Raw genomic sequence first — 18354 nt, 5'->3', positions numbered from 1 at the left:
CATTGCGTATATCGGAGATATATATCGCCGATATGGCGGTATGTGTTGAGTATTGTTCAAATACTACTTGTGAAGAGGCGTATGCGTAATCGTAAGAACTACCTCATGAATTCAACCGTGGCGGGCGGAATTTTCGCTGCGTCTCTGGCGATGTTCGCTCCTGCCGTCGCTTCGGCGCAGGACGCCGCTGTGTCCCAGGCCGAAGACACGACCAATGTTGAAGAGATCGTCGTCATCGGTTCGCGCATTCGCCGCGACAACTACAATGCGCCGTCGCCCACCCAAGTGGTGACCCGCGAGGAGGCGACCCTGCAGGGCTTCGCCTCGACCACCGAGGCGCTGCAGAGCACAGCCGTCACCGGCGGCACGTCGCAGATCAACAACTCCTACGGCGGCTATGTCACCGACGGCGGCCCCGGCGCCAACACCATCGGTCTGCGCGGCATGTCGCCGAGCCGCACCCTGGTGCTGCTGAACGGCCGTCGCGTTTCGCCCGCCGGTTCGCGCGGCTCGGTCGGCGCGGCCGACCTGAACGTGCTGCCGACGGCCATCATCGACCGTGTCGAAGTGCTGCGCGACGGCGCCTCGTCGGTCTATGGTTCGGACGCCGTCGCCGGCGTGGTGAACATCCAGACCCGCCAGAATTTCGAAGGCCTGACCATTGAGGCCCAGCGCAACGAGCCGCTGGAGGCCAATGGCGCCGGCGGGTCGACCCGCCTGTCGGTGACGGGCGGCGTCCGCGGCGACCGTTGGCGCGCCGCCGGTTCGGTCGAACGCTACGAGCGGGATGAACTGACCCTGCGCGACCGCGAGTTCACGCGCTGCCAGACCGACGGCTTCCGCAATGGCCAGGACTATATCGACCCGCTGACCGGCCAGTCGAAATGCTATCCCATCACCACGACCGGCTCGAACGGCGTGACGATCAACACGATCGGCACCAACACCATGGCGGGCGTCGCCGCCGCGGGCACGACCGCGACCAGCTTCAACCGCTGGCGCCCGAACTCGGCCGTCACCACCGGCCTGGTCGGTTTCGAGGGCGTGGGCGGTTCGGGGTCGGACGTGAACGTTCGTGACACCTTCGAAGACCGGATGCTGAACGAGTCTCTGATCTCGCCCGTCGACATCACGACCCTGTACGGCGAAGTGGGCTACGACCTGCACGCCCTGGGCAACGCCGAAGTGTACGGCGAAGCCCTGTTCAACCAGCGCAAGTCGTCGCAGACCGGCTATCGCCAGCTGGCGCTCGACTACGCCCAAGGCAGCCCGCTGATCCCCGCCAACCTGCAGGACAGCGTGGCCTTCGGCGACCAGGGCCTGAACAGGGGCCAAGACGTCGGCGTTCGCGCCTTCATCGGCTTCGGCAACGACCATTCCGACCAGGAAGTCGACTTCGGTCGCTATGTCGCCGGCATCAAGGGCGACTTCTTCATCCCGGAATGGCGCTATGACGCCTACGCCAGCTATTCGCGTTCCAAGTCGACCTACACCAGCGAACAGTTCCTGACTGATCGTCTGATCGAGACGCTGGATGTGGTGGAAACGGCGCCGGGGCAGTTCCAGTGCGCGTTGCTCGCGTCGAACCCGGGCTGCGTCGCCGCTCCGGTGCTGAACAGCCAGACCATCGGCGGCGTCCTGCCGCAAAACTGGGTCGACTATGTCTTCCGTCCGGTGACCGGCACGACCGAGTTCACCGAGAAGGTGGTCAGCATCGGCATCGACGGTCCGCTGTTCAGCCTGCCGGCCGGCCGCGTCATGGGCTTCTTCGGCGCCGAATGGCGTGAGTCCGAGATCGACGACACTCCGGGCATCGATAGCCAACTGGGCAACACCTACAACTTCTCCAGCTCGGCCATCACGCGCGGGTCGGACTCGGTGAAGGAAGTCTTCGGCGAAATCGAAGCCCCGATCCTGGCTGACCTGCCGGGCGTGCGCGAACTGACCCTGAACGGTTCGTTCCGCTACACCGACTATGACTCCTACGGCGACGACACGACCTACAAGATCGGCCTGGTCTATCGTCCGATCGACTGGGTCACGGTTCGCGGCACCTACGGCACCTCCTATCGCGCCCCGGCGCTGTTCGAGCAGTTCGTCGGCGCCACCACCGGCTTCCTGTCGAACGCCAACGACCGCTGCAACGAGTACGGCGCGGACGGCGTGAACCCGAACCGGGTCGCCAACTGCACCGCTGAAGGCCTGCCGGGCGACTTCCAGTCGACCACCAGCGTCCAGGTCATCACTGCAGGCGGCGCCGACGCCGGTCTGTCGGCCGAAACCTCGACCAACATGACCGTCGGCCTGGTGCTCCAGCCGCCGCTGCCGTCAGGCTGGGGTGATCTGGCCTTCGCCGTCGACTACTATGAGATCGAAGTCGAGAACGGCGTGTCCCGCACCGGCGCAGGCGAAATCCTGACCCGCTGCTATGACTCCAATCCGGAAGACTTCGCTGCGGACACCGGCTTCTGCCGTCTGGTCTCGCGCGATCCGGCCGACAACAGCCTCACGGTCCAGGACAGCTACGTCAACCTGGCCACGGACAATGTGAAGGGCCTGGATTACACCGTGCGCTATCGCAAGGACGTCGGCCCGGGCACGGCGCTGTTCAACCTGGCGGTCACCCAGTACACGGAAATCTCGTCGAAGCTGTTCGCCGAAGACCCGCTGGAAGACTATACCGGCATGGTCAACAATCCCGAGTTCACCGGGACGGCCGACGTGTCCTACGCCTGGGACAAGTGGCGCGTGCGCTACGGCGTCGAGTGGATCCAGGGTACGGACAGCTACGACTACTATGGCGAGGATCCGGCGACGTCGGACTATGACCTGGAAGTCGGCGACTACTGGCTGCACAACGCCTCGGTCCAATATGCCGCCAACGGCTGGACGGCGACCGCCGGCGTCCGCAACCTGTTCAACGAAGACCCGCCGACCATCTCGTCGGGCGTCTACAACCGGGTCGGCAACGCCCCGCTGTATTCGGGTTACGACTATCTGGGCCGCACGGCCTTCATCAATCTGACCAAGTCCTTCTAAGGACAGGCGTCGGAACGACGAACAGAGGGCGGCGGACTTCGGTCCGCCGCCTTTTTTCATGCCCGTGAGGCCGTGATGCATCAGGGTTGTCTGTCTCTCCCGCATCGCGCTAGGTCTTGAGCTTGGCTGGACCTGGGGCGGCGATGACGATTCTGCAGCGTATCCTTTTCTGTGTGGCGATCTTGGCGGTCGGCGCGTCACGGGCAGGGGCGGCCGACACGGCCGAGGTCCGGCTGCGGTCCGACACGGCCGAGGTCCGGCTGCGGTCCGACACGGACGGGGTGCATGTCCGCTACAGTCTGGCGACGCCGACCGACCGGCTGACGTTCGAGGACGCCCATATCATCCGCACCCTGTGGACGGTGGAGACGCCGGGTCTGAGGCTGGATGGCGACACTGTTGTCTCCGACCAGCCGTTCTCGACGGTCGAGATCGCCATTGCGCCGGACGCCGAGGAGATCGACCGGGTCTATATGGGGCTGGTGCGGGTCGGCGACGGCTGGATCGTGCATGGCCCCGCCCTGGCGATCCAAGGGGTCGAGACGGTGCTGACGGTCGACCTGGCGCCGGACCAGGCGGCCCTGCCTGAAAGCGGCGGCATCGCCGGCGCCGTCTATGTCGGGCCCACGAAGGCGATCATCGCCGAGAACGATGCCCTGGTCGTGACGGGCGCGACCGTCGGCGAGCCACTGTCTGCCCCGATGCGCGAGGCCTTTGTCACCGCACGCCAATTCTACGGGACGCGGCTGGGCCTGAGCCTGCCCTTCACCCCGGCCCTGGTCATTACCGTCGACAGCCCGGGGCCGTCGCAGTTTCGTGGCGACGTCAGCGAGACCGGCCTGATCTCGACGCGCTTCCACGGCGACTGGAGCGGGCCGCAGGAGGAGACGGCCCCCTATGTGAAGAGTTTCGTCTGGCATGAGAGCTTCCATCTGTGGAACGGCCACGGCGTCGCGCTGGACGACGGGAGTACGGCGCCCTGGCTGCATGAGGGCGGGGCCGAATACGCCGCCGTCATGGGGGCGGTCAGCACCGGCGACATGAGCGAGGCGGCGGCGCGTGCGTCGCTGACGCAACGGCTGAACGGCTGCCGGTCCGTTCTGGAGGCGAGGGCGTTGAACGGGCGCGGTCCTCGCAGCGGCAGCGGGGTCTATGACTGTGGCGTCCTGATCCAGTGGCTGACCGATCTGATGCTGCGCGAGGCCGGCGACCAGACGGTCATGGACCTGTGGCGCGAGATGCTGACCGAGGGGCGTCGCACCGGGAGCTATGGCGTCGCCGAGTTTCGCGCCTGGCCGCAGGCGGACGCCGCCGTCGCCCTGGTCCTGGAAGGCCCCGGGGAAGCGCGCTGGGGTGCGATCGAGGCGCGGCTCGCGGCGCTGGGCGTCGGACTGGAGGATCGCCCGAGCGACGACGACTATCGTCGGGCGGTGCTGTGGCACTTGAATGGGCAGAACTGCAGCGGCGGGGGCACCGGCTATTACACCAATCCCGAAGGGATCAAGCTGGACACCGGCGACCGGTGCGGCGTGCTGTCCGGTGATCCCGAGATCGCCGCCGTCGAAGGGTTCGATCCGATAGCCGAGGTCAAGCCGATGTTCGACGCCGTCACGGCCCGGTGCGCGACGGGCGGTCCGGTCCGCTACAACGTGCGGGGCGGCGCCGTGATCGAGGCAAAATGCGCTGCGCCGCTGGACGCCCCCAAGACCTATTTCGTCGCGGCTGCCCCGGCGATCGCCCTGCGGCCCTGAAGATCTGACGCCGCCTCGCTGGCGACGATAACCGCGGTCGCTTGACTCGTTCGCACAGTATGTCGCATACACTGTGTGTCACACACTATGTGACGCACGGAGGCGGCGCGTGAGCCAGGACGAGGAACAGTTGTTCGAAAGCCTGCGGCTGGAGCTGCGGCGGGGGTCGTTGATCCTGGCCGTGCTGGCGAGCCTGAGGCGCGAACAATACGGCTATTCGCTGCGGGTGGCCCTGGGCGAGGCCGGCGTGGAGATGGAGGAGAGCACCCTCTATCCGCTGCTGCGCCGGCTGGAGAGCCAGGGGCTGCTCGACAGCGAATGGCGCGAGGAGGACCGGCGCAAGAAGCGGTTCTACCGGCTGTCGGGCCGGGGCGAGGTCCTGCTGGCGCGGCTGGCGGACGAATGGCGCGGCCTGTCCGCCTCGCTGGAGAAGATGCTGTGAACATCGGGAAAGAGGGAGAGGCCGGGATGGACCTGGTGGAGCGTTATCTGAAGGCCGTGGCGGCGCAGCTGCCCAAGGAGAGCCGCGAGGACATCGTCGCCGAGCTGCGCGACGAGATCATGGGGCGGATCGAGGCGCTGGAGGACCGGCTGGGCCGGGCGCCGAGCGACGACGAGGTCGAGGCGGTGCTGCGCGAGGTCGGGCATCCGCTGACGGTGGCGGCGCGCTATCGCTCGGGGCCGCAGGCGCTGATCGGGCCGGAACTGTATCCGTGGTGGATGTTCGCGGTGAAGGTGGCTCTCGCGGTCATGGTCTGTGTCACCCTGCTGGGGCTGGGCGCGCGGGTGCTGGCGGGCGACGTCTATCTGGGCCAGGCCATAGGCCAGGGTTTCGCCAGCCTGTTCAGCGGGGCGATCTCGGTGATCGGGGTGGTGACTGTGGCGGGCTTCATCCTGGAGCGGCAGGAGAAGAAGCCGGACTTCATCGCCAAATGGCGGGTCAAGGATCTTGGCCTGTTCGAGCTGGGCGGAGACATCGACGCCGAGAAATGGGGCGAGCGGCTGGCGCGGGGCGGATCGACAACGCAGCAGGGGGCGGCGCCGGAGAAGTCGGGCGCAGCGGTGAAGAAGAGCGCCGAGATGTCGCCGGCGGCCAAGGCGGTGGCCAGCGCCATCGGCTGGGGCGTGCTGCTGATGTGGTGGACGGGCCTGCTGCCGATCGCCTCGATCCGGCCCGAGGAGCTGGCGGGGGTGGTGGACGGGGTCGACTACGGCCGGATCCTGAGCCAGATCGTCGCCGCCGCCTACTGGCCCGTGACCCTGTTCGCCGCCGCCAAGCTGGTGTTCGATCTGATGCGGGCGGCCTCTGGCGGGAATGTGCGGCTGACAGGCCTGGGCGACGTGGTGTTCGGGGCGGCGGCGGCCTGGGGCCTGGCGTGGCTGTGGTTCTGGTCGCCGCTGACGCCGGTGGTCTGGGTCGGGACGGTGACCGAGTTCGCGGTGCGGGTGCAGGCCCTGTTCCAACGCACCTCGGACCATGTCGGCGGGCTGGAGACGATCCTGATGATGATCGTGGTCTGGGCCTTCGCCGCCGAAATCTGGCGCATCATCCGGGGGGCGGCGCGGCTGACGGTCGGGCGCTGAGGCGGCGGGTCCGGGCCGTTCGATCGCGAGGCAGGCGCTGGGCGGCGGGTCGGACCGGGCGGCATCGGCGGGCTTGCCCTGCCGGTCCCGCCGCCTCGACAGGCGTCGAAACGGTTGAACCTTAGCCGCTTTGCGTCGTTGCCCTGTCCGGACCCCAAGCGGGTCGAGACGGGGCTGGATCGAGCAAGTGACTTTACAACAGGGTTTGGCGTTCGGCCTGGTCGGGCTGACGGTGGCCGCCTTTATCTGGGGGCGGTTCCGATACGATCTGGTCGCGGTGGCGGCTCTGGTGGCGGGACTGGCCATAGGGGTGATCCCGGCCGAGGACGCCTTTGCCGGCTTTTCCAATGATGTGACGGTGATCATCGCCGCGGCCCTGGTGGTGTCGGCGGCCTTCGCCAAGTCCGGCATCGTCGAGATGGCGCTGAAGCGGATCATGCCGCACCTCAAGACCGAACGCAGCCAGGTTCCGGTGCTGACGACGGCGGTGACCCTGCTGTCGATGGTGACAAAGAATGTCGGCGCCCTGGCCATCATGATGCCGGTCGCGCTGCAGGTCAGCCGACGGACGGGGACCAAACAGTCGCGCCTGCTGATGCCCATGGCCTTCGGCGCCATGGCCGGCGGCATGGTGACCCTGGTGGGGACCGCGCCCAACATCCTGGTCGCGGAGGTGCGCCAGGACATGATCGGCGAGCCGTTCCGGATGTTCGACTATGCGCCGGTGGGGCTGATCCTGACGGGGGTGGCCCTGGCCTTCCTGGCCTTCGGCTACCGGCTGCTGCCCAAGGACCGGACGGGGACGCTGGGCCTGTCGGCCGCCCTGTCGGCCAACGCCTATCTGACCGAGGCTCGCGTGCCCGACGACTGGACCCTGGAGCCGCAGCCGATCACGGCCCTGGTCGCGATGGCCACGGACGAAATCCAGGTCATGGCCCTGATCCGCGAGGGCAAGCGCAGGGCCCGACCGCGCGGCAACACCATCGTCCGGCCCGGCGACACCCTGTTGATCAAGGGCGACCAGGAGGCGCTGGAGGCCTTCATCGACGCCGCCAGGCTGCGGCTGGTGCGGGGCGACCGGCCGGTGCTGCTGGAGGAGGCAAAGGACGAGGTCCATCTGGTCGAGGCGGTGATCGGGGCGGACTCGCCCCTGACCGGACAGACGGTGCGATCGCTGGACCTGTACGGCCAGCATGGGCTGAACCTGCTGGGGGTGTCGCGCAGCGGTTATGAACTGACCCAGCATCTGCGGACGGCCAAGATGCAGGCCGGCGACGTGCTGCTGTTGCAGGGTTCGGAATCCGGCCTGCCGGGGCGGCTGGCGGAACTGGGCCTGCTGCCGCTGGCGGAGCGGGAGATGCGGCTGGGCGGCAAGCGAAGGAAATTCCTGCCCGCCGTGGTGCTGGCTGCAGCCATGGTGATGGTCGGCTTCGGCCTGATTCCGGTGGCCATCGCCTTCTTCGGGGCGGCGGTGGTGATCGTGGCCCTGGGGGGCTTGAAGATGCGCGAGGCCTATGCGGCGCTGGACGGGCCGCTGCTGGTGCTGATCGCGGCCCTGATCCCGGTGTCGGACGCCATCCAGCAGACCGGCGGAGCGGACCTGATAGCCGGGGGGCTGAAGTCGGTGTTCCAGGGAATCCCGCCCGTGGTGGCGGTGGCGGGGATGATGTTCGCCGCCATGGCCGTGACGCCCTTCCTGAACAATGCGGCGACAGTTCTGGTGGTGGCGCCGATCGCGGCGACCCTGGCCCAGCAGCTGGGCTATCGGCCCGATCCCTTCCTGATGGCGGTGGCGGTGGGGGCCGCGTGCGACTTCCTGACCCCCATAGGCCACCAGTGCAATACGCTGGTCATGGGGCCGGGCGGGTACAAGTTCTCGGACTATCCCAAGCTGGGCGCGCCGCTGAGCCTTCTGGTGCTGATCGTCGGGCCCCCCGCGATCCTGCTGTTCTGGCCGATGTAGGACCGGCCGCTCCGTCAGGACCGGCCCCGGTCGAGCGGGGCCGGTCTCATGGTCGTCAGGTCGTGTGGTCGGCCGGCGTGGGCGGAGCGCAGCGCAGCTGTCCGTCCTGGTTGCGGATCGGGGCGCCCTGGCAACTGCGGACGCTGAGGGTGGTGGCGACGGACTGGCCGTTCTGGGCGATGCAGCGGGCGCGCAGCCGGTCGCCGTTAAGCGAGATGTTGCGGCAAGTCTCGCGGTAGCTGCCGACGGGCAGGCCGGCGCCCGGGCCGAGCGGCTGGTTCCGGACATGTTCGTGAGCAGCCGCACTGGTGGCGATCAGGGTCGCGGCGGCGCAGGCGATGGACGAAAAGAGGTGACGGGGCGGACGAACCAAAGGCGTAACTCCCTGTTTTTTATATGTACGCCGTCGAGGGCGCACACCGAGGTTATGCCTGTCTGGCCGGGCGTCAAATCCCCCTTCCGTGAGTGTGGAAATGGTGCGGTGCGGGAGCCGTCTTCACGGCTCCCGCGATCAGGGGTTCACCAGCGCGGCGAGACGTGGGCCGGACCCTTGAACACCGCATTGGCGAACAGGGGCTTCAGGCCTTCCAGATAGCCGCGCACGGTCGGGTCCTGGGTGAAGGCGATCAACTGGCCCGCGCCCAGGGTCTCGATCATGACGACCGGCTTGTAGCCGAGCTGGGCCTGGTTCTCGGCCCAGAGCTGACCCGAGGCCAGCAGGGTGTCGGAACCTTCGAAGCGGACGGCGTTGCTGCCTTCGCCGCGCTTCAGCGGGGCGTAGATGTCGGCGCCGCGCACCAAGACATTCAGTTCGGACGGCAGGCCGGCGCCGATCCAGTGGTCGGGGTCGACATGGGCGCGGGCCAGGACGCCGGCGACCGAGTCCGGGCCGTGCCCGCTCTCGGCCAGCAGGGCGGCGTAGTCGGTCTGGTTCTCGATGCGCAGGGCGGACTTCTTCTCGGCCTCGTCCTGTTCGGCGGCGTCCTGGCGGCGCGAGGCCAGCATATGGCTGTCGGCGTCGGTCAGCAGGCGGGTGGCGGTTCCCAGGCTGATCAGGGTGCCGCCGCGCGAGACCCAGTCGTGCAGGGCCTTGACCCCGTCTTCGCCGAGGACGGACTTGTAGCTGCGGCCCTCGGGCAGGATCAGGACCTGGTATTGCGACAGGTCGGCCTCGCCGAAGCTGCCGGCGCGGATGGCGGTCACCGGATAGCCGAGGTCCTGTTCCAGGGTCCAGCGGGTCGCGCCGGCGGCGTCGGGGGCGGCGGGGCTGTCCCAGGCCAGGGCGATGCGCGGGGCGCGCAGCCGCACCACGTCGCCCGATCCGAAGCTGGCGCCGCTATCGACCCAGGATTCGTCCGTGCCGACCACTTCCGCGCCGGTGTCGGCGGCGAGACGGTTCAGGGTCGCGACCAGATCGGCGGGGGCGCCGGCTTTCGGAAGGATCAGGGTTCCGGCGGGCCAGTCGCGGCCGTTCTGGGCGAAGGGCTTGTCGGCCGAGCTGATGGTCAGGCCGGCCTGGAGGGCGGCGGCGAGGAAGCGGGGCTGGGCCGAGCCGGGCGCGACCAGGAAGCCGTAGCGGGCCTCGGCGTTCCGGACGGCCGAGGGCGTGACCAGTTCGGGACCGCGTGCGTCGACGGCGACGCCCGGCGCGCTGTTGCAGCGGGCGGCGTCGACGCCGAACATCAGGGGCAGGGACCAGGCGGTGACGTCATAGATCTCGTCGCCCAGACCGCGCGAACGACGGCGCTCCTGTTCGGCCAGGAAGGCGGGCGGAATGGGCACGTCGCGGGTCAGCAGCACCTCGGCCATGCGGCGCTGGGGCTGGCTGAGGTTCACCAAATAGTCGCCGGCCCGGTACTGGCCGCCGCAGGCGCCGAAGGCCTGGCGCGCGACGCCGACCTCGATGCCCGAACGGACCAGCAGGCCCGCCAGACGGTCGGCGGCGGCGGGATCCTTGGCGCGCGGCAGGACATAGGCGCCGCGTCCCGACATGCCGTCGCGGTGATAGGCGTAGAAGTCGTTCAACAGCCGGTCGTGATTGCGCGAGGCCGTCTCGATGGTGGCCAGGGTGGCGGTCAGGTGGGCGCGGACGGTGTCGGCGTAGGTGAAGACCTCGCCCGAGCTGCGGCGGGCGGCGAGGCCCCGCGCCGAACCGGCTTCGTAGGTCATGGACACGGCGCCCAGATAGCCGGGCCAGCCGTCGCCATAGCCGGGATAGAAGGCGTCATAGACCTTCCGGTTGAAGTAGGGCAGGCCCGCCGCATCGAACCGGGCGCCGGTGTTGCGGCCGAACAGGGCGCGGTTCTCCAGGGTGCGGGGCCAGATCCACGGGTTCAGCGGCTCGGCCTCGGGCGGGAAGAAGAAGGTCTCGTCCGATCCCATCTCGTGGCTGTCGACGACGACCTGGGGGCGCCAGTCGCGGACCTGGGCGGAATGGCCCTGGGTCTCGGGCTGGGTCTGGATGAACCAGTCGCGGTTCAGGTCGAACAGATAATGGTTGTAGCGGCCGCTGGGCCAGGGCTCGTCCCGCTCGGCCGAGGCCGGGTCGGGATTGACGACGGAGCCGCGACCCGAGGCGAAGCTGTTGAGGAAACGCTCGCGGCCGTCGGGGTTCTGGGTCGGGACGAAGACGACGACGGTGTTGGCCAGCCAGGCCTGGGCGGTCGGGTCGGTCAGCAGGCGGCGCGCCGCCTCCATAGAGGCGTCGGCGGGGCTGATCTCATTGCCGTGGACCGAATAGGCCATCCAGACGATGACCGGCTGGTCGGCGATGATGTTGGACGCCTGCTGGGTCGAGGTGGCGCGCGGATCGGCCAGCGCGCGCGCATTGGCCTTGATCTGGTTCAGCCGGGCGATGTTGGCGGGCGAGCCGACGGCGGCCCAGAACAGGGGGCGGCCCTCCCAGGTCCTGGCGTAGTCGCCGAGGACGACCTGGGTCGGGGCGGCGGTCTTCAGGGCCTCGAAATAGCGACGCACGTCGGCGGCGCGGCTGATCTCCTGACCGCTGTCGTAGCCGAGGGTCTGGCGGACGGTCGGGATTTCGGCGCCTGTCTGGCGGGCGAAGGCGGGCTGGGCCGCGAGCAGGGCGGCGGCGCAGGCGCCGGCCAGGGTGAGGGCGAGCGGACGCACGGAACGACGAAGCATGGACATGAACGGATAAACCCCTGGGAGGCGGACACCTTAGCCGCAGGATCGGAAAAGGAAACGGTGCGTGCACGCGCATTGATGTCCGAAAACCGCGAGACATCGCGAGGCCGAGGCCCCATCTTGCGGCCCATGGAACAGAGGCTGGATCAAGAGGTCTGCTGGCGCGCCCTCGGGGCGCGGGATGCGCGGTTCGACGGGCGGTTCTTTACGGCCGTGACCTCGACGGGGATCTATTGCCGGCCGGTGTGTCCGGCGCGGACGCCGAAGCGGGAGAATGTGATCTTCCATCCGACGGCGGCCTCGGCCGAGGCCGCCGGGTTCCGCGCCTGTCTGCGCTGTCGGCCGGAGACCGCGCCGGAGATGGGGGCGTGGCGGGGGACGTCCAACACCGTCAGCCGGGCCTTGGCCCTGATCGAGGCCGGGGCGCTGGACGAGGGGGATGCGGACGGCCTGGCGGCGCGGCTGGGGGTGGGCGAGCGGCATCTGCGCCGTCTGTTCCGCCAGCATCTGGGGGCGGCGCCGGTCAGCGTGGCCCAGACGCGGCGGGTGCTGCTGGCCAAGCAGCTGATCCACGAGACCGGTCTGTCGATGGCCGAGGTGGCCCTGGCGTCCGGCTTCGGCAGCGTGCGGCGGTTCAACGAGACCTTCCAGGCCCTGTACGGGCGGGCGCCGTCGGACCTGAGGCGGAGCAAGGCCAGGGGCGAGGCCAGGGACGAGGGTGGAGGCGAACGGACCGAGGCGGTGCGGATCGGCCTGGCCTATCGCCCGCCCTATGACTGGGACGCGATGATGCGGGCTCTGGCGACGCGGGGCGCGCCGGACGAGGCGGTCGACGGGGGCGTCTGGACGCGGACCTTGCGGACGGCCGTGGACGGGACCGAGGGTTCGGTGACGGTGCGCCAAGGCGCGGCGGGCAAGGCGGCGATCGAGGCGCGGATCGGCGAGCTGAAGGCCCTGCCCGGCGTGCTGGCGCGGGTGCGGCGGGTGTTCGACCTGGCGGCCGATCCCGAGGCGATCGCGCGCGACCTGTCGGCCGATGCGGTTCTGGCGGCGGCCCTGGAGGCGCGGCCGGGGCTGAGGCCGGCAGGCGACTGGATCGACGCCGGAGAAGAGGCGCCCAGCGACCGGCTGGAGACGGCGGATGCGGCCCTGGCGGCGCGCGCGGAGCGGTGGCGACCGTGGCGGGCCTATGGGGCGATATACTGGAACCAGACCGAAGGAGAGGCGCAATGAGCAAGTCGCTGAAGAACGGGGCCGCGATGGAACTGACCCTGGACCGCATTCCTTCGCCGGTGGGCGAGGTGCTGGTCGTGACCGACGCCGAGGGCGTGGTGCGGGCGCTGGACTTCCACGACTACGAGGCCCGGCTGCGCCTGCTGCTGCGCCGCCACTATGGCGAGGTGGTTCTGGTCGACGGACGGGCGCCAGAGACGGTGCGGGCGGCGGTGGCGGCCTATTTCGCCGGGGATATGGCGGCCTTCGACGGGATCGCGGTCGAGACCGCAGGCACAGACTTCCAGCGGGCGGTGTGGCGGGCCCTGCGCGCGATCCCGGCCGGCGAGACGCGCAGCTACGGCCAGCTGGCGGCGGCGATCGGTTCGCCCAAGGCGGTGCGGGCGGTGGGTCTGGCCAACGGCTCCAATCCGGTCGGGGTGATCGTGCCCTGCCACCGGGTGATCGGGGCGAACGGAACCCTGACCGGCTATGCGGGCGGGCTGGAGCGAAAACGCTGGCTGCTGGCCCACGAGGCCGGCGGGCGGCTGCTCTAGGTCTTGGGCGGCTCGGGCGCGAACGGCGCGATCACCTGGGGCGCGGTCGCCGGGGCGCCGGCCTTCAGTTGGGCGATGTATTCGAGTTCGCGCCTGGCGTTGGCGTCTTCGGGGTCGAGTTCCAGCGCGGCCTCGTAGGCGGCCTTGGCTTCGTCCAGTCGGCCCAGCTCGATCAGGCTGAAGCCGCGGCGGCGATGGAAGGGGCCGCGATGCAACGCCATCAGCAGATCGGAAGAGGCCAGGGCGTCGTCGGCCAGGGCCAGGGCCTCCTCCCAGCGCGCCAGCCCCTGCAGGGCGGCGGCCTTTTCGCTCAGCAGCATCCAGTTTTGCGGCTGGACCTTCAGGGTTCGGTCCAGATAGGCGACGGCTTCCTCGTAACGGCGGGCCTCGACCGCCTCGGAGGCGAGCATCATGGTGATGTCGCCATAAACATTGGGCAGGGCCGTCGCGCTGCCTGCCGGCTGCTCGCCCTTTTCGTGGGCGGCGGCGAAGGAGACCAGCATGATCAGGACGTCGCCGGGATCGCTGACTCTGACGATGCTCTGCCCGTCCCCGTTCGCCACCTGGCCATAGTCGGCCGGCATCCGGTCCAGGGCCTGACGCAGGGCGGGAAGATGCCGCGCGAGGGCCGCGTGTCCACGTCTTTGAAAATCGGTATTGGCGCGGACGAAGAGATCGTGGTCCCGCTTCTCCTGCTGCGACATTTCCGGCGCATCAGCCGCAGCGGCCGTCGCAAGGGCGTGAGCGGGGGTGGTCGTCATCGCGGCGATGGCGAGCGTCATGGCGGCGGCCAGAACCTTCAGCACGATCGTCTTCTCCCTCTCCCGGCCGCCAGCTTAATCACAACCTGAAGGCGATGGCGAGAGACCGTGCGAGGTGATCCGAGGTCAGCGCATGGTGAACCGCTCGGGCGGCAGGGCGGCGGGGGTGAAGCGGGCCTGGCGGACGGCGCCGTTGAAATAGTTCAGGCGGTTGATGCGGCAGCCGACCGAGGCGCGGCCGGGACCCTGTGGCTTGAAGGCGAGGGGGGCCTCGCCCTGCAGCACGCCGTCGACATAGGCGCGGTAGGTGGTTCCGTCGAAGGTCTGGGCCACATGATGCCACTGGCCGCAGGGGTGGAGGCGTTCGGGGAAGATCAGGGTGTGGTTGTAGCCGGGGCCGCGCGTGAAGGCGTCCAGGTACCAGCGGTCCTGAACCACGCGGATCTCGAACAGGAAACGAGTCTGGGACGGGGGCTGACCGGGGGGCGCTTCCTCGGCCAGATGAAACCAGCGTTGCTCGAAGGCGCCGCCGTCGGGGCGGAAGATCGCCTCGAAGGTGAAGGTCTCGGCGCCGGCTAAAGGGTGTTCGGCGATGAACAGGGCGTCGTCGACGCCGTCGAAACGGACGGCGCGGCCATAGGGGCTGTCGATCAGGGCGGGGGCGCCTTCGACCGTCGTCTGGACGCCGCCGATGTCGGTCAGCCGATCGAAGGTCCAGACGGTCTGGTGCGGCCTGGACGAGGCCGGGAAGGCGGCGCAGCCGGACAGGGTCAGGCCGAGGACACCGGTGGCGCCCCCGGTCAGGACGGCGCGGCGGTCGAGGGGCGGGCGCAGGGGCATGAGGGGCTCGCGAAAGGCTGGGCCGCGACACTAGGGCATCGGCGGACGGTGGCAACGGGTTGGCCGCGCGGTCGTTACCCCTGGCCTAGAACAGAGTGGAGCATCCAAGATGAAACTATCAAACGGCGCGCTGGTGGCGGTGGTCGACGGCGAGAAGCTGGCCCTGTTCAAGAACACCAACGGGACCGAGATCCGGCTGACGGCCCTGCAGTTGCCGGAGATCGAGGATCGGGTTTCGGGCTCGGCCGGGCGGCGCTCCAGCGAGGCCAATCCGGACAACGACACCCAGGCCGAGGACGGGTTCGCCATGGGCGTGGCCGAGGTGCTGAACAAATGGTCGGTCACCAACAAGATCGACGAACTGCTGGTCATCGCCGCGCCCAAGACCCTGGGGGAGCTGCGCAAGCACTGGCACAAGGATCTGCAGGGCAAGCTGGCGGGCGAGATCGCCAAGGACCTGACGGGACACAACAGCGACCAGATCGCGGCGGCGATCGAGAAGGCCTGACCCCCACGACCGGCGAGATTCGAGGGCGGCGACCGGAAACGGTCGCCGCTCTTTTGTCGTTCAGGCGCCGTCGAGGAACAGGCGGCAGGCGGGATTGTCGGTCTCGTCGACGTAGGGGTAGCCCAAGTCGGCCAGGGCGGCGGCGAACCGGTCCTGGTCCTGCGGCGGGACGCTGATCCCGGCCAGCACCCGGCCGACGTCGTCGCCGTGGTTGCGGTAGTGGAACAGGGTCAGGGCCCAGGCGGGCTGGAGGCTGTTGAGGAAGCGCAGGAAGGCGCCCGGCCGTTCCGGGAACTGGAAGCGCAGGATGCGTTCGTGCGGCAGGCCTACGGTGCGGCCGCCGACCATGTAGCGGACGTGCAGCTTGGCGGTCTCGTTGTCGCTCATGTCCTCGACGGCGTAGCCGCCCGAGCGGAGCGTCGAGATCAGATCGTCGCGCTCGTGCGGGCCGTTGCGCAGGGCCACGCCGACGAAGATCTGGGCGGCGCCGTCGCCGGACCAGCGGTAGTTGAACTCGGTCACCGACCGGCCGTCCAGGCTGTTCAGGAAGCGGCGGTAGTCGTCGCGGTCGTCCTTCATGGCCACGGCCAGCAGGGCCTCGGCGCCCTCGCCGATCTCGGCGCGTTCGGCGACGTGGCGCAGTCGGTCGAAGTTGAGGTTGGCGCCCGAATTGACGGCGATCAGGCTGCCTGCGCCCGGATGTGCGGCGGCCCAGGCCTTGAGCCCGGCTAAAGCCACGGCGCCCGAGGGTTCGGCGATGGCGCGGCTGTCGTCGAAGATGTCCTTGATGGCGGCGCAGATGGCGTCGGTGTCGACCAGGACGATCTCGTCCAGCAGATCCTTGCACAGGGCGAAGGTCAGGTCGCCCGCGCGGCGCACCGCGACCCCGTCGGCGAACAGGCCGACCTCGTTCAGGGTGACGACCTGGCCGGCGGCGATGGCCGACTTCATCGTGGGCGCATCGACGGGTTCGACGCCGATGACCCTGGTCTCCGGGCGCAGGAATTTGATTATGGCGGCGACGCCGGCGGCGAGGCCCCCGCCGCCGATGGGGACGAAGACGGCCTCGATCGGGTCGGCGTGCTGGCGGGCGATCTCCAGCCCGACCGTGCCCTGGCCGGCGATGACCTCGGGGTCGTCGAACGGGTGGATGAAGGCGGCGCCGGTCTGGGCCTCCAGGTCGCGGGCGTGGGCGTAGGCGGCGTCGAAACTGTCGCCGTGCAGCACGACCTCGCCGCCCAGGGCGCGGACGGCGGCGACCTTGATGCCCGGGGTGGTGGTCGGCATGACGATGGTCGCAGGCGTGTTGCGGCGCGCGGCGGCCAGGGCCACGCCCTGGGCGTGATTGCCGGCCGAGGCGCAGATGACGCCCTTCGACAGTTCGGCCTCGGACAGGCCGGCGATCTTGTTGTAGGCGCCGCGGATCTTGAACGAGAAGACCGGCTGCAGGTCCTCGCGCTTCAGCAGGACGGGCCGGGCGAGCCGGGCCGACAGACGACGCAGCGGATCGAGGGGCGTCTCCTCCGCCACGTCATAGACGCGGGCGGTGAGGATGCGGCGGATGGTGTCCTGCATGGTTGTGTCGGAAAGGCGCTGAAGTCGGAAAGGAAACGGGCTTTCGTCTAGGCGAAGTCGTGGTGTTGGGAAAGGTTTTTGCTGTCCTTCCCCCGCTTGCGGGGGAAGTGTCAGGTCGTCGAGCGTAGCGAGACGCCTGACGATGGGGGGAGTATCGCCTTCTTGAAAACGAGACTTCCCCCTCCGACCCTGGTTCGCTTCGCGAACGCCGGGCCACCTCCCCCGCAAGCGGGAGAGGGACTGTTCGAACGGTTTCCCCTTGCGCCGCCTCTCCATCGGCCTACATTGGTTCTGCTTATGCTAACTTTGAGCATAAGGGTGCGAGGAGACGGTCATGGCGGACGGCGCCTTTGGTCTGACGAAGGAATTGGAGCGGGAGACCGCCGGGGTGTGGGCGAAGGTCAAGGACCACGTCACGCCGCTGGAATGGCCCGAACAGGCGCGGCTGATCAGCGAGATCAATCGGCTGAAGCGCGAGCGCGACGCCGTGATCCTGGCCCACAACTATATGACGCCCGAGATCTTCCACGGGGTCGGCGACTATGTCGGCGACAGCCTGGGTCTGGCCAAGGAGGCCGCGCGGTCGGATGCGAAGGTGATCGTCCAGGCGGGCGTCCACTTCATGGCCGAGACCTCGAAGATCCTGAGCCCCGAGAAGACCGTGCTGATCCCGGACCTGAAGGCCGGATGCTCGCTGGCGTCCTCGATTACCGGGGCGGACGTGCGGCTGATCAAGCAGCGCTATCCGGGCCTGCCGGTCATCACCTATGTCAACACCACGGCCGAGGTGAAGGCCGAGACCGACATCTGCTGCACCAGCGCCAACGCCGTCCAGGTGGTGGAATGGGCGGCCAAGGAATGGGGCGTCGATCGCGTCATCCTGATCCCCGACGAATTCCTGGCGCGCAACGTCGCCGCCCAGACGACGGTCGGCATCATCGCCTGGAAGGGCCATTGCGAGGTGCACAAGCGGTTCACCGCCCAGGACATCGCCGACATGCGCGACGCCTGGCCCGACGCCGAGGTCCTGGCCCACCCCGAATGCCCGGAAGAGATCCTGGCAGCCTCGGACTTCGCCGGATCGACGGCGGCCATGACCGACTATGTCGAGCAGCGGAAGCCCAAGCGGGTGGTGCTGATCACCGAATGTTCGATGGCGTCCAACATCAAGGGCGACGTGCCCAGCGTCGAGTTCGTCGGCCCCTGCAACCTGTGCCCGCACATGAAGCGGATCACGCTGCAGAACATCCACGACTGCCTGCTGCACATGCAGTTCGAGGTGACGGTGCCGGAGGAGATGATCGAGCGGGGCCGGATGGCCGTGCAGCGGATGATCGACCTGCCGCCACCGGCGATCCCGGCGCGCTACGACATCGTCAAGGCGCGTCATCACGTCGATGTGGAGCTGATCTGAGCG

General features: G+C 68.8%; 14 protein-coding genes. 9 read left to right on the top strand and 5 right to left on the bottom strand.

What is annotated here, in order from left to right; genetic code table 11:
• The first annotated feature begins 81 nt into the window (after window positions 1–81).
• The 5 genes from ACIQ1T_RS01085 to ACIQ1T_RS01065 all read left to right on the top strand — a co-directional run bounded on the left by ACIQ1T_RS01085 (window position 82) and on the right by ACIQ1T_RS01065 (window position 8337).
• Window positions 82–3039, top strand: a complete 2958-nt coding sequence (locus ACIQ1T_RS01085; protein WP_395942639.1) for a TonB-dependent receptor domain-containing protein — start codon at window positions 82–84, stop codon at window positions 3037–3039.
• Window positions 3040–3182: 143 nt separating this feature from the next.
• Window positions 3183–4790: a hypothetical protein gene (locus ACIQ1T_RS01080; protein WP_395942638.1), complete on the top strand. Its 1608-nt coding sequence runs from the start codon at window positions 3183–3185 to the stop codon at window positions 4788–4790.
• A 109-nt stretch (window positions 4791–4899) separates the two neighbouring features.
• A complete protein-coding gene (locus tag ACIQ1T_RS01075) occupies window positions 4900–5232 on the top strand; it encodes a PadR family transcriptional regulator (protein WP_395942637.1) in 333 nt (110 codons plus the stop codon).
• Window positions 5229–6374, top strand: a complete 1146-nt coding sequence (locus ACIQ1T_RS01070; RefSeq protein WP_395942636.1) for an HAAS signaling domain-containing protein — start codon at window positions 5229–5231, stop codon at window positions 6372–6374. Before ACIQ1T_RS01075 ends, ACIQ1T_RS01070 begins: the two co-directional genes overlap by 4 nt.
• Before the next feature lie 187 nt (window positions 6375–6561).
• Complete coding sequence (locus ACIQ1T_RS01065) at window positions 6562–8337, top strand: SLC13 family permease (protein WP_395942635.1); 1776 nt, start codon at window positions 6562–6564, stop codon at window positions 8335–8337.
• Between the two features lie 55 nt (window positions 8338–8392).
• Here ACIQ1T_RS01065 and ACIQ1T_RS01060 read toward each other — a convergent pair whose 3' ends face one another.
• Both ACIQ1T_RS01060 and ACIQ1T_RS01055 read right to left on the bottom strand, forming a co-directional pair.
• On the bottom strand, window positions 8393–8710 hold the full coding sequence (locus ACIQ1T_RS01060) for a hypothetical protein (RefSeq protein ID WP_395942634.1): 318 nt from the start codon (window positions 8708–8710) through the stop codon (window positions 8393–8395).
• Window positions 8711–8856: 146 nt separating this feature from the next.
• On the bottom strand, window positions 8857–11487 hold the full coding sequence (locus tag ACIQ1T_RS01055; RefSeq protein WP_395942633.1) for a M14 family metallopeptidase: 2631 nt from the start codon (window positions 11485–11487) through the stop codon (window positions 8857–8859).
• A gap of 126 nt (window positions 11488–11613) precedes the next feature.
• Here ACIQ1T_RS01055 and ACIQ1T_RS01050 point away from each other — a divergent pair, with 126 nt between their 5' ends.
• Together ACIQ1T_RS01050 and ACIQ1T_RS01045 are read left to right on the top strand one after the other, a co-directional pair.
• Entirely contained in the window at window positions 11614–12717 is a 1104-nt protein-coding gene (locus tag ACIQ1T_RS01050) for a bifunctional transcriptional activator/DNA repair enzyme AdaA (protein ID WP_395943105.1), read from the top strand.
• A complete protein-coding gene (locus ACIQ1T_RS01045) occupies window positions 12714–13253 on the top strand; it encodes a methylated-DNA--[protein]-cysteine S-methyltransferase (protein ID WP_395942632.1) in 540 nt (179 codons plus the stop codon). The genes ACIQ1T_RS01050 and ACIQ1T_RS01045 overlap by 4 nt, the downstream gene beginning before the upstream one ends.
• On the opposite strand, the gene ACIQ1T_RS01040 is transcribed toward ACIQ1T_RS01045, so the two are convergent.
• Window positions 13250–14059: a tetratricopeptide repeat protein gene (locus tag ACIQ1T_RS01040; RefSeq protein WP_395942631.1), complete on the bottom strand. Its 810-nt coding sequence runs from the start codon at window positions 14057–14059 to the stop codon at window positions 13250–13252. The genes ACIQ1T_RS01045 and ACIQ1T_RS01040 overlap by 4 nt on opposite strands.
• Window positions 14060–14140: 81 nt before the next feature.
• A complete protein-coding gene (locus tag ACIQ1T_RS01035) occupies window positions 14141–14854 on the bottom strand; it encodes a LamG domain-containing protein (RefSeq protein WP_395942630.1) in 714 nt (237 codons plus the stop codon).
• Between the two features lie 109 nt (window positions 14855–14963).
• Between ACIQ1T_RS01035 and ACIQ1T_RS01030 the strand changes: the two genes are divergently transcribed.
• Window positions 14964–15362 carry a host attachment family protein gene (locus tag ACIQ1T_RS01030; protein WP_395942629.1) on the top strand — a complete coding sequence of 133 codons (399 nt, stop codon included), beginning with the start codon at window positions 14964–14966 and terminating at the stop codon, window positions 15360–15362.
• A 60-nt stretch (window positions 15363–15422) separates the two neighbouring features.
• Here ACIQ1T_RS01030 and ilvA read toward each other — a convergent pair whose 3' ends face one another.
• Window positions 15423–16937 carry a threonine ammonia-lyase, biosynthetic gene (ilvA, locus tag ACIQ1T_RS01025; protein WP_395942628.1) on the bottom strand — a complete coding sequence of 505 codons (1515 nt, stop codon included), beginning with the start codon at window positions 16935–16937 and terminating at the stop codon, window positions 15423–15425.
• A gap of 334 nt (window positions 16938–17271) precedes the next feature.
• Between ilvA and nadA the strand changes: the two genes are divergently transcribed.
• Window positions 17272–18351 carry a quinolinate synthase NadA gene (nadA, locus tag ACIQ1T_RS01020; protein ID WP_395942627.1) on the top strand — a complete coding sequence of 360 codons (1080 nt, stop codon included), beginning with the start codon at window positions 17272–17274 and terminating at the stop codon, window positions 18349–18351.
• The last annotated feature ends 3 nt before the right edge of the window (window positions 18352–18354 follow it).

It is taken from the genome of Brevundimonas sp., from assembly GCF_044336875.1.
GTDB lineage: Bacteria > Pseudomonadota > Alphaproteobacteria > Caulobacterales > Caulobacteraceae > Brevundimonas.
The sequence above is the reverse complement of the archived record's forward strand: the minus strand, read 5'-3'. Positions and strand labels throughout refer to the sequence as shown.